The sequence below is a fragment of the Algivirga pacifica genome (assembly GCF_039543525.1).
GTDB classification, from domain to species: domain Bacteria; phylum Bacteroidota; class Bacteroidia; order Cytophagales; family Flammeovirgaceae; genus Algivirga; species Algivirga pacifica.
The window spans coordinates 81656-93526 of sequence record NZ_BAABJX010000009.1; the positions used below are offsets into that span (position 1 = coordinate 81656).

Below are 11871 nucleotides of genomic sequence, written 5' to 3' on the forward strand. Positions count from 1 at the left end.
GATTATCATACTCCTATTACCGATTATAGGAACAGTGGTATTTATCAATTATAAGAAAAGTGAACAGGAAAGAAAGTCACCTTTAATATGACTATAGGGCAAAACAAAAAGAATTCTACTGACTAAATCATTATCAAAAAGAAACATAATATGTGATGTTATTACAAACTGTTAAGTGAATGAACAACTTTTCTTATTCAGGGTTTATTATGGTAGGAAATAAAATTATATCTCTACCACAAACCCAAAAACATGAGACTAAAAGACAAGAATTATGTCGTCATAGGTGGAAGCTCAGGTATAGGCGCTGCATTAATAAAATTATTAAAGGCGGACGGAGGAGAGGTTTTTAACTTCTCTCGATCAAATCCTGATATTGAAGGGATCACACATCATTCCTATGACGTTCAGGAAGATGATTTTTCTTCGTTAACGGATAAGTTGCCAGATGCCATACACGGAGTAGCCTATTGCCCTGGAACGATTAATCTGAAACCATTTATTAGACTCTCGACAGAAGATTTTGAACAGGATTTTTCGATTAATGTAATGGGAGCGGTAAAAGTATTACAGGCGCTTCATAAGCCATTGAAAGCAGCCAAGGGCAGTAGCGTTGTATTATTTAGTACCGTAGCTGTGCAAACAGGAATGGCTTACCATGCCAGCGTTGCGGCCTCTAAAGGAGCGATAGAAGGGCTTGCTCGAACCTTGGCCAGTGAATGGGCTTCTTCCCATATTAGAGTCAATGCGATAGCACCTTCTCTGACCGATACGCCTTTGGCAGAAGGACTTTTACAGTCCGAAGAGAAAAAAGAAGCGGCAGGGAAACGACATCCTTTAGGTAGGGTTGGTACTCCTCAGGATATTGCCACTGCAGCCTTGTATTTACTGGCAGATTATAGCAGTTGGGTAACTGGGCAGGTCATGGCCATAGATGGAGGTATGGGGAGTTTAAGGTAATAGGTAAAAGTAAAAGGTATAAAGTAAAAGGTAGGGGAGACCTCATGTGGCAATGCCGTCAACTTAACGGAATGGTATACACTGGTCTTTGCGTCCTCGCGAAGACCAAAACATTATTTGAGCGTCCACGCTCAAGCTTATAAAACAGGAGCGAGGACGCTAGGACTAGTATTTAGCTTAAGTTGACGGAATTGACCTGCGTGGCTGCCATCATTTAGGTAGAAGGACAGTGTCAACGTGGTCGCCCGTAATGTTCGACTCATACTAGATGAGATAAAAGATGAAAATAAAAAACGAGTATATACCACTAATCACTAACAACTAATCACTAAAAATTCCTCCTATGAAAGTTTCAATTTTTTGGTTTCGAAGAGATCTAAGACTAGTGGATAATCATGGACTTAGTGAGGCTTTAAAAGGGGAGTATCCCGTGTTGCCGCTCTTTATCTTTGATCGTGCTATTCTAGATGACCTAGAAGACAAAAAAGACCGTAGAGTACAGTTTATTCATGAGCAAATACATACTATAAAGAAAGAGTTGGAGACTTATGGTTCATCTCTTTATGTAAGGTATGGAACCGTAGAGGAAGTGTGGTCGAAAGTATTGGAGTCTTATGAGGTACAGGAGGTTTATACGAATAGGGATTATGAACCTTATGCTAAGGACAGAGATGCGATGGTCTCAGAGTTTTTACAATCAGAGGGAATTACTTTTAAGGATTTTAAAGACCAATGTATTTTTGAAAGAGATGAAATCCTTAAGGATGACGGAGACCCTTATATGGTTTTTACTCCTTATAGTCGTAAGTGGAAGACTAAGTTGGAAGAGCAGGGAGGTTTTCCGACGTATCCTGTACAAGGAGAAGGAGGGAACTGGTTTCATACCTCTTCATTAGCGATTCCTTCTTTGGAAGATATGGGATTTGAAGCTTGTGAAGAACCGGACTTTCCGGCTAACTATATCTACAGAGATTTGATTGAAACCTATGATAAGACCAGGGATTACCCGGGGCAACACGGAACGACACATTTGGGGGTGCATCTTCGGTTTGGAACCATGAGTATTCGCTCCTTGGCAAGAGCAGCCAAGGAACTTAATGGGACGTTCCTGAATGAGTTGATCTGGAGAGATTTTTATATGATGATTCTGCACCACTTTCCTAAGGTGGTTAATGAGAATTTTAACTCAAAATATGATAAGATCCCCTGGAGAAATAACGAGGAGGAGTTTGAAAAATGGAAAGAAGGAAAAACGGGATACCCCATTGTGGATGCAGGTATGCGAGAGCTAAATACAACAGGGTATATGCATAATCGTGTCCGCATGATTACAGCTAGTTTTCTGACAAAGCATTTGTTGATCGATTGGCGATGGGGAGAGGCTTATTTTGCCAGTAAGCTATTGGATTATGATCTGTCAGCCAATAATGGGGGATGGCAATGGGCTGCCAGTACCGGAACAGATGCGCAACCTTACTTCCGTATTTTCAACCCCTATAGTCAAACGGATAAGTTTGATAAGGATAAGACTTATATTAAGAAATGGGTGCCTGAATTTGAAACAGAAGATTATCCTGAGCCAATGGTGGATCATAAGGAGGCCAGGGAACGTTGCTTAGCAGTGTTCAAGGATGTGTTAGGGTGAAGTCAAGGTTAGTGTTTAGAGGGAGTCTTTCGATAGAAGAAACCCGATAGCTGATTGATCTAGCAGTTATCGGGTTTTACTTTTTAAAGCTTTTCGATTTCTTCTTCTGACAGGCCCGTTAAAACGACAATGGTAGGTGTTGATAATCCCTGCGCTTTGGCTTTTAGGGCGATTTTAAGTTTTTCTTCTTTTTTACCTTCCTCACGACCTTCCTCTCTGGCTGTATCCAAGCTGTTTTTTAAGTCATTATACCGTTTTAAACTTTCCTCATACATAGCATATTCTTTGTTGTTAAGGTTAGCGATTTGGGCTTCTTTCAAAAACTTTTTAAGTGCCCTATCTACTAAGCCAACGGGCATTTCATACAATTGGTTTAAGTTTTTGAAGAGGTAAAGCCATTTTTCAAAATGAGTGTGACAATCTAGTGATGAGCGACCAATCACTAGTCGCTCATCACTAACTACTAAACTCCTTAAGAGCTTGTTTGGAATACTGATTCAGAAAGAAAATTCCTCTAATCACTGTTCAAATCAACTCATATTTTCATCAAATAGAACCACTATTATCACTGCGTGCGCCTTAAATCTGACTTGATTTGAACAGGTTATAGAAATTTTCTCTATCTAAATCAGTATTCCAAACAAGCTCTAAAAGACAAATCGGAAAGGTGCCACACCTACCACTTCTTCATCGGTCAATGTACCTGTCTCATCATATACTTTAATACTACCATTTCCTTGGAAGCCGGCTGCATCAGAAGTATAGATAAATGCTGTCATGGGATTTACACCAAACCCATAAATAGAAGGATCTGCAGCGATAATCGAACTAGTAGAATAGGTCTTTGCTTCTGTATCAAACGAATAGACTCCACCGTCATTCCCTAAAACATAAAGAGTGTTGCCACTCTCGTCAGTGCTAAGATGCCCCTCATAGTTGATGCCAGCTTCTAAAGCGTAAAAATCTGTAGCCGTCAGTTCATTTAAATCAATAGCTTGAAGACCTGTACTATTGGCACTATAACTCGATAGTGTACACCAAAGAGTTCCTTGGTTATCTGAAGAAAGGTGTTGCGGAGCAACCTCTAAAGGAATAGTTTTTATTACCTCTGCAGTAGCAGGGTCAATTACGGCGATTTCTTGTGTATTGCTTACGGCTACAAAGATCTGATCATCAATTGTAATAATTCCTTCAGGGCCACTACCTACTGGAATCTCATCTACTTTTTCAAATGTTCTTAAGTCAATTTTCGCAACGTATGAGTTTTGAAGGGAGAAGTCAGCTTCATATGGCCCCCAACAAGTCACATAAGCATAGTCGCCATGAATACTTGCATACCTTGGGTTAACAACATCTGTTGTTGGAGTATTTAATGATTTTAATGTGCTCGTATGTGCAAATTCTACTTTGTCTGGAGCGTAACACATAATTAGGGTCATCGTATCTTGAACCGTTACAGATTCAATACTTGCTGCTAGTTCTCTTCCATTGGCAGCACTGAAAACCTTGCTGTCTAATGTACCTGTGGACTCATCATATAGTGATAAGCTACCATTGGCTTGTCCAAATCCACCAGCATTGATCAGCAGTGTACCCTCTAAGGTTACTTCTGGAGCTGGGGAGTTATTATCATCATCACAGCTAGCGAAAAAAACAGCAAATGAAGTAATTAGGAGTAAAAGTTTGAAGTTTTTCATTGTTTGTTAATTTGTTTTTAAAACTAATTTTAGGATTGAATCTATCGTTTTGTAATTCGTTTGTTTAAAATTCATGTAGGCATATTTCACCCGCAAAAGGGAATCAATTTACCGTAGGCCCTCGCCTCAGGCGAGGGTTCACGGATCAATAGTATTGCCCTTGGCGTGCTCATTACATTAAAATATAAAATGAACATTCCCCATGAAGTTTCTACCAGGCATTGCCATATACTTTGTGTTGAAATAGGCAGTGTTTAATATATTGTTCACCTGAATGGAAGTGTGTATTTTCAGTTTATTCCATTCAAAAGACCTAGACAGTGTGCTGCTGAATAAGTTATAGTCGTCTAGTATATCCGTACGATCTGTCGTAGTACGTGTTCCAACATAATGTTGCTGTAAAGACAATCCATATTTTTTATAGGTAATGGATAAGTAACTACTCTGCTTATGCTTTGGCGTATAGTATAATTGTTCTCCTATAAATGCTTTTTGGGCTTCTATCCCTTCCTGTATCGTTGCCAAGGTAAAAGAGTAGTTCAGTCCAGCTTGAACAGAGAAGTCTGGCTGTATTGTTTTTTTCAATCCTAGTTGCAGTTCACTTCCCTTACTTTCTACTTCTTGTAGATTATGCGCTTTCCATAGGTTCCCTTCTAATGGATACCAGGCAATCCAGTTATAAACATAGTTGTAGAAGACCGTAGTAGATAAAGAGCTTTGCCATCCATTTCTATTCCATTGTAGCGTGAAGCCTGTTTCTGCACTATAACCGCTTTCCGCTTTGATGTCTGGATTGCCTTGCAAAGGCCAGTATCGTTCATTGAAAGTTGGGATACGGTAGTTCCTAGCGAGTTGTGCTCTCCACGACCATTGTATCTCAGGTGTTTGAAATGCCACCCAAGAAGCTCCCAAAGAAGGTGCAAAAGGTTGCCATTGTTGGTCAATAAGTGCTTGTCGTGCGTTGAATGCGACCTGTAGTCTAGGAGTAATCTCACCACGTATGGAAGTAAATAAGGCTGTGCGGTTTTCAGTCACTTCCTGACTCAGTGTTTCCTCTCCAATATTGTCAGAGTATAGGTATTGATAATGTATTCCTCCTTTGATGGATAGCCAATTATTCAGGTCAAAATCTGCTTGTATATTATTTTCGCTTCTGAGCGTGCTAGTAGGGTCTCCTTTATAGGAAGTATAGTCTCTAACAAAACCAGAAGATGCATGAAGTTGTCCCTTTTTGAATAGTTGTTTGTACTGAATAATTGTTCTCAAGAAGTTACTGTCCAAGGATTCATCCTTAAGCTCTTGTTGGTTGTTGCCCATCAAAGGCTGAATCTCCCGAAAGTGTTTCTGATGCCACAGGTGAGCAGAGATCTCTTGTGTACTGGAAATTTGATAGCTGATTTCTTGTAGTATTCCTTGATCCTGAAATCCAGCATTGTTTTGATATTCCTTTTCACCATATAGATTCATAAAGGGAAAATCATTATCGCTTCTTTTAAAATAGAGCTTTGTGCTGTTACTCCATTTTCCAAATTTTTGTTGGTACTTGAACCCTGTAAATAAATGGTTGTAACTTCCATAAGATGTATACAAGCCAATTTTTTGATTAATATCCTGGGATAATATTTTGTCGGAAGACAATACAATACTACCTCCAATAGATCCCGTGCCAAAATTGGCACTCCCTCCTCCGAATTGTACAGCAATATCTTCAATAAGGAATAGAGGGATCTGGTTGAAGTCCGATGCTCCCAGTGTGATAGAATTGATATTAATACCATTCCATAGTACAGCGGTATGGTTAGAATTACCTCCTCTCATGGAGATCGAAGAGAGCCCATTGTTCCCACTTTCTTTGAGATAAATCCCTGTGTGTTGTAGTAGATAGTCATTAAGGTTACTGTATCCTATCTTACTTTTCTGTAAGCTGTCTGATTGAAAAACGGAAGTACCTACATTGTACTTCTGTAAGGGAACGCCGTATACTTCTACAGTTCCCAACTCTAAGGTATCAAAGGAAGACTGCGCAAAGGCAGGGAGTCCTTTAACTATTAGTCCTATTAATAATATAAGGAGAGGGTATATTTTATCCATTCTTGAGTGTAGTCGTTGGAGGTGCAATAGGATTGTTTGCTTTAAAACTATAGTATATAGGGGGTGCTATTTATCAGTTAATAACTGATAAATAACAATCTCAAGCTTAATTACTGTAGCTCGTTAATGGAAGTTTCTGGTAGAAAACCATTGAATCATTTTCCAGTATCCCAGGGTGAAAGATCCTGATATAGTCTGCCAGTAATAGGTGAGGGGTAGTAACACTGTTTTCCCAGAATAGATTAACACCATTTGGAGCAATTTGCTTAATGGGAGCATAGACTTCCCCTGTCTTTATTACGGGGAAATTTTTAAATCGCTCATCTTTAAGGGTAAGTTCCTCAATAGAATGTACGAAACCGGCATCAAGCCATATATTTGCTTGAAGTGCTTTCGGATAGACCGTTTCTAGGCTTAAGGGTAAACTGCCTTCTCCCTTGGAGTCTGCCCACAAGTAATCACCTTTAGCTGCTTGGTATAAGTGAGCTTTAAAACTGTTTCCTGCAGGAATATGCCATACATCTTTAAAAGGTGCTCCTACAATAATTTTAGGATTAGGAGTGGAGTCATGGGATACTAATGCCGTATAGCGTTCCCATTCCCTTTTAAGGTAAGTATAATAGGTGATAGCCTCTTTTTCTTTTCCCACTAAGGTGCCTATAAGCTTGATCCATTCCGCTCTACCAAGTGCAGTAGTTTCTTGCCATTCTGCGACAGGAATTACTGAGACTTGCATGGGTTTTAGTGCGGGGTGCTCTTGATAGTTGCTGGCCTGCATTCCTATACTAAGAATAACTTCTGTGTGAGACTGAAGTATATTCTCATAGTTTAGTTGCCCATTCTGGCCAATTTCCAGAACGTTACCTTCTTGGGCTCGTTCTTGTACGGTGCTATTTCCTACATAATTAAGGTTAGAAACTCCAGAAATGGTCTTACTGCTGTTCAATGCTGCAAGCATTCCAATATGCGTACTGGAAAGTGCTGCAATATTTTTGACGGGAACCGAAATGCGAGAGAGGTGTTCGAATTGTTTTGGAGTCTTCACCTGTTTAGGAAGAAGAATATACTTCAACGTATCGTTTTCCTCGAAAGGATTGATAATATGTAGAATGGAATAACCTTCGTTAGAGGGGTATAGCTCAAATCCTTTAGCATCCTCTACGAGATTATGAGCAGGTAAGATGGAATGGTTAACTTTTCTGGAAGAAGAGTTACAAGAAGAAAAGGCTATTACAAGCCCCAAGAATAGACAGAGTAAGCCCACCCTTGTATAAAAAGGAGTGTTTTTCATAAAAGTTTCTTTTCACCCGAAAGACATAAATAAATTACAGAAACAAGGCAGGTATTCTGACTCCTTTTTTACATTGTTCCTTCCCGTTCCAACGAACAGTGGAATACTCAATAACCCACAAGGGAAAAAGTTACAGCAGCGGGGACTGTTCCGGATTCACACCGGATTCCCTGACCTATCTGCGCAGCAAAGCTACTATTAATTTTTAATTTTCAATTATTAATTTTCATTTTTCAATGAAATGATAGAAGTGGATGGTCTGTGTTATTAATTATCAATGATGAATTTTCAATTTTTAATAAAAAATGCGTAATGGATATTTTAGTTGAATTAATAGTAAGCTTTAACTTTCCTTATTCCTTGCATCAGGGTGACCACAAGAGATCCCCTTTATTAATCATTGAAAATTCTCACTTCCTCGGAATAGGGGAGTCGTGTGGATCAATCAATGGATAGTCCAATACTTTTTCCAGTTCGATCTCTAGTTCTGGTGTGATCAGGTGCTCCATAGCCTCAGCATCTTCGTGTACATGATCGGCAGGGAGCTTAAGGTATTTGGTGAGATAAACTTCCCATAATCTGTGGAGTCGGGTAATACGCTGTCCTTCATCCAGTCCCTTGCGGGTGAGGTAAATGTACTCTCCCTCTATTTTGATGCAGGCTTCTTTCTCTAGTTGCTTAAGTGCATTACGCTGACGTAATCGACCGTATTTTCGTTTTTTACGTAACTCACTTTTCAGGAAAGGATCCTCAAAGTTATTACGGACCTCTCCTAACTGGTAGAGGGCTTTTAATACATTTTCTTGTATGATTTTTTGGTTGATTTGTTGTTTTCCTTTTCGGGTTACCCAATAGCCTTTTTTACTTCCTATCAATACCGAGATTCCAGTGATCAGGGTAAGAAACATCACAATCCAGGGACCTGTTGGCATCTTCGGCATCGCATAAGAAACAAATGCTCCGCTGACACCTGAAACCATAGCAAATAGAGCTGCTAGCAATAGCATTATCTTTAGGTTGTTGGTCCAGTAGCGAGCTGCTGCTGCGGGTGTGATTAGGAGGGCAGACATCAAGACAACTCCTACAGCCTGTATGCCAATGGCTATGGCAATCACTGTTAATATAGCCATAACTCCCTCTAGTTTATTTACAGGGAGACCTATTAAAGCAGCATGTTGTCGATCAAAAATTGTAACAACAAAAGACTTGAATAAGATAGTAATGACCAAGAGTAAAAAAATAGAGAAAAGACTATAGGTAATAACATCCTCTTGCATCATAGCGGCCGCTTTGCCAAATAGGAATTTGTCCAGACCTGCTTGTGCGGCATTTCCTGAGCTTTGAATACGAGTAAGTAATAATACACCCAATCCATAGAATACTGACATGACCAAGGCTAGGGCCGTGTCAGGTTTAATTCGAGAATTAACCGTAATGAAGTCAATGATTTTCATGGAAAGTAAACCAATCAGAATAGCACCAGCCATAAGCCAAAAAGGATGTTTGCCCCCTGTCAGCATAAAAGCTAAACATATACCAGGCAGAATAGCATGGGATACTGCATCTCCAATCAAGGCTCTTTTGCGAAGAAAAGCAAAGCTTCCTACGATCGCTGTACTACTGCAAATTAGCAAAATGGCGATTACCACCCATCGTACATTGGGGTCTCTTAATAAGAAAAAATCCAGTACAAATTCACTCATAGCCTTTTCTATTGTTAATAGCTAAACTTAATTCCACTCATCACTCATCACTACTTATTCTTTTTCTCCCGTATCGGGTATTTCTTCCGCTTGATCAGGTCACCCATTTGCGATAGAATATTCAAACGACCGCCAAAAGCTTCATTTAAGTATTCAGAAGTGAAAGTTTCTTCCATAGGGCCAGCAGCCACCAGACGAGTATTCATCAGAACTAGCCAATCAAAATAGTTAGGCGCTGTTTGTAGGTCATGATGTACTACTAAAACAGTTTTTCCTTCTTCCTTCATTTCTTTCAAGATGCTGATAATAGCATCCTCTGTTGAGGCATCTACACCAGCAAAAGGTTCATCCAGTAAATACAGGTCCGCTTGTTGAGCTAATGCTCTGGCAATAAATACCCTTTGTTGTTGCCCACCTGATAATTGGGAGATCTGCCGGTGTGCATACTTATCTAGCCTTACCTTTCGTATACATTCCAAGGCAATATCACGATCCTTTTTGCTGATGCGCTTGAAGATATTCTTTTTGGTTAAACGGCCCATTAGGACAGTATCCAGTACCGATGCCGGGAAGTCCCAGTCCACAGAACCTCTTTGAGGAACGTAAGCGACACGTTGTCTCACCTCATCGAGCTCTTTCCCAAAGATGCGGGCGTATCCACTGGCTTTAGGTACTAAATCCATAATGGCCTTGATAGAGGTACTTTTTCCAGATCCATTTGGGCCCATAACACCGATTAGTTTACCCTGAGGGAGCTCATAGTCGATATTCCAGGCGGCAGGCTTTCCATCATAAGTGACCGAAAGGTTGTGTACTTCAATAGCTGCTGTTGTGTTTTCTTTCATAGTATCGTAACTCTAGTGTGCTTCAGTGTTAACCAGAGGTAGTTTAGATATTCGTTTATCGGTTATTGCTTTAAAAGCTTACCGTTTATTACAAGTTGTTGAGAGGTAAAATAACTTTCTTAACCGATAACCGAGTGAGCTATGTGCCTTATCGCTTACTTAAGCGCATCAACAATTGTATTGACATTGCTTTTCACCATTCCAATATAGGTGCCGGAAGGAGTGTTGGCTGCTCCCATAGCATCGGAGTATAAGACACCGCCTATTTCAATTGTATGTTTTTTTTGTTGGCATCCCGATACTACGGCTTCCAATGCTTTTTTAGGAATAGAAGATTCAACGAAGACGGCTTTGATTTTCTTTTCAACAATATACTTCACTAATATCGTGACATCCCTTAACCCTACCTCTGCAACCGTGGAAATTCCTTGTAAACCTCTCACTTCGATAGCATAAGCATCGCCAAAGTACCCGAATGCATCATGGGCAGTGATCAATACTCGTCGTTCTACAGGGATTTTTTGGATTTCCTCCCCAACCCAAGTATGCAATGCTGCTAGTTCTTGTAAATACTGTTGGGTATTTGCTTGGTAAAAAGAGGATTGCTCAGGAGCTGCTTGGATTAATTGCTCAGAGGCGTATTGTATTCCTTTACTCCATAGTGCTACATTAAACCATATGTGGGGGTCATGTACGGTGCTTCCATCATTACTACTACGTAATTCTTCTTTGGACAAGCCGTCAGCCAATGCAAAAACGGCTTTGCGCTTGCTGAGCTTCTCTAACACTTCTGCCATGTTTCCTTCAAGGTGTAATCCATTGTAAAAGATAATGTCTGCCTCTCGAAGTGCCTTGAGGTCTGAAGGAGTTGCTTTGTATAAATGGGGGTCTACACCAACTCCCATCAGAGAAATAACTTCAGCTTTATCTCCAACAATATTTTTTAAGGCATCGCCAATCATCCCTGTAGTGGTAACGATTTTTAGTGACTCTTTTGTGGATTCTTTTTTGGTCTTACTACAGCTTGTAAAGACAAGGCTAAATGCGAATAAAAAGTAAATAAACTGCTTCATGTTTTGTGAAGTTACGTTGTGTTAGGTAGCTATTGGGGTAAAGATGTCTATTTTTAGGTTTATCTAAAAATATATTTAGATATTTCTTTTTATTGAGGTTGATGGTTTCATGAAATTCCTTTTCTCTTCTTTTTGACAGACTGTTTAAAAGGAATATTCTTTCTCTTTTGTCTTCTGTGATAGGTTATAATAGTTCCAATTGATTTATTCGATATTCCTTACGATTACAAATTTGATGTGACACGCTTGAGCTAGAAAAATACCGTAGTAATGAAGTAATATTATATTGAACTATTCTAATATCAAATTGATATAAAGGGGATTAATTTATATATTTATATAGGACTTATTAATGAAATTGAAAGATGATGAACCTTTTTTCATAAAAGTACTTGTCTATCTTCTTTTGTTATGTGTCTTTTAAATAGAAACACTGAAACTAGTTTATTAACCCCTTTACAAAACTGAACTAATTACCAATTTCAGTAATCTAATTATTTACTAACTGAGCTTTCGCTCATTGAAAATTTTGATTTAAGATATTCGTTCTAAGGCGCTATCTTTAT

9 protein-coding genes and 1 riboswitch are annotated in these 11871 nt (G+C 39.3%); of the genes, 2 read left to right on the top strand and 7 right to left on the bottom strand.

Going from position 1 to position 11871, the window contains the following annotated elements:
- The first annotated feature begins 252 nt into the window (after positions 1–252).
- Together ABD985_RS02430 and ABD985_RS02435 are read left to right on the top strand one after the other, a co-directional pair.
- Positions 253–960 (top strand): SDR family NAD(P)-dependent oxidoreductase, encoded by a 708-nt coding sequence (locus tag ABD985_RS02430; RefSeq protein WP_345368901.1) that lies wholly within the window; start codon positions 253–255, stop codon positions 958–960.
- Positions 961–1303: 343 nt separating this feature from the next.
- Positions 1304–2605 (top strand): cryptochrome/photolyase family protein, encoded by a 1302-nt coding sequence (locus tag ABD985_RS02435; RefSeq protein WP_345368902.1) that lies wholly within the window; start codon positions 1304–1306, stop codon positions 2603–2605.
- Between the two features lie 83 nt (positions 2606–2688).
- On the opposite strand, the gene ABD985_RS02440 is transcribed toward ABD985_RS02435, so the two are convergent.
- The 7 genes from ABD985_RS02440 to ABD985_RS02470 form a co-directional block, all read right to left on the bottom strand.
- Positions 2689–3048 carry a PD-(D/E)XK nuclease family transposase gene (locus ABD985_RS02440; protein WP_345368903.1) on the bottom strand — a complete coding sequence of 120 codons (360 nt, stop codon included), beginning with the start codon at positions 3046–3048 and terminating at the stop codon, positions 2689–2691.
- Positions 3049–3252: 204 nt separating this feature from the next.
- On the bottom strand, positions 3253–4302 hold the full coding sequence (locus tag ABD985_RS02445) for a YncE family protein (RefSeq protein WP_345368904.1): 1050 nt from the start codon (positions 4300–4302) through the stop codon (positions 3253–3255).
- 177 nt (positions 4303–4479) lie between these two features.
- Positions 4480–6393, bottom strand: coding sequence for a TonB-dependent receptor plug domain-containing protein (locus ABD985_RS02450; RefSeq protein ID WP_345368905.1), 1914 nt, complete (start codon positions 6391–6393; stop codon positions 4480–4482).
- A 106-nt stretch (positions 6394–6499) separates the two neighbouring features.
- Complete coding sequence (locus ABD985_RS02455; RefSeq protein ID WP_345368907.1) at positions 6500–7684, bottom strand: ABC transporter substrate-binding protein; 1185 nt, start codon at positions 7682–7684, stop codon at positions 6500–6502.
- A 29-nt stretch (positions 7685–7713) separates the two neighbouring features.
- Positions 7714–7891, bottom strand: a riboswitch (cobalamin riboswitch).
- A 203-nt stretch (positions 7892–8094) separates the two neighbouring features.
- A complete protein-coding gene (locus tag ABD985_RS02460) occupies positions 8095–9387 on the bottom strand; it encodes a metal ABC transporter permease (protein WP_345368909.1) in 1293 nt (430 codons plus the stop codon).
- Between the two features lie 50 nt (positions 9388–9437).
- Complete coding sequence (locus ABD985_RS02465; RefSeq protein ID WP_345368910.1) at positions 9438–10232, bottom strand: metal ABC transporter ATP-binding protein; 795 nt, start codon at positions 10230–10232, stop codon at positions 9438–9440.
- Positions 10233–10387: 155 nt separating this feature from the next.
- A complete protein-coding gene (locus ABD985_RS02470) occupies positions 10388–11305 on the bottom strand; it encodes a metal ABC transporter solute-binding protein, Zn/Mn family (protein ID WP_345368911.1) in 918 nt (305 codons plus the stop codon).
- Between the last annotated feature and the right edge of the window lie 566 nt (positions 11306–11871).

Excerpts from the sequence above, each read along its gene's own strand:
- ABD985_RS02430 (WP_345368901.1), top strand. The coding sequence starts at position 253 with ATGAGACTAAAAGACAAGAATTATGTCGTCATAGGTGGAAGCTCAGGT.
- ABD985_RS02435 (WP_345368902.1), top strand. The coding sequence starts at position 1,304 with ATGAAAGTTTCAATTTTTTGGTTTCGAAGAGATCTAAGACTAGTGGAT.
- ABD985_RS02445 (WP_345368904.1), bottom strand. The coding sequence starts at position 4,302 with ATGAAAAACTTCAAACTTTTACTCCTAATTACTTCATTTGCTGTTTTT.
- ABD985_RS02450 (WP_345368905.1), bottom strand. The coding sequence starts at position 6,393 with ATGGATAAAATATACCCTCTCCTTATATTATTAATAGGACTAATAGTT.
- ABD985_RS02455 (WP_345368907.1), bottom strand. The coding sequence starts at position 7,684 with ATGAAAAACACTCCTTTTTATACAAGGGTGGGCTTACTCTGTCTATTC.
- ABD985_RS02460 (WP_345368909.1), bottom strand. The coding sequence starts at position 9,387 with ATGAGTGAATTTGTACTGGATTTTTTCTTATTAAGAGACCCCAATGTA.
- ABD985_RS02465 (WP_345368910.1), bottom strand. The coding sequence starts at position 10,232 with ATGAAAGAAAACACAACAGCAGCTATTGAAGTACACAACCTTTCGGTC.
- ABD985_RS02470 (WP_345368911.1), bottom strand. The coding sequence starts at position 11,305 with ATGAAGCAGTTTATTTACTTTTTATTCGCATTTAGCCTTGTCTTTACA.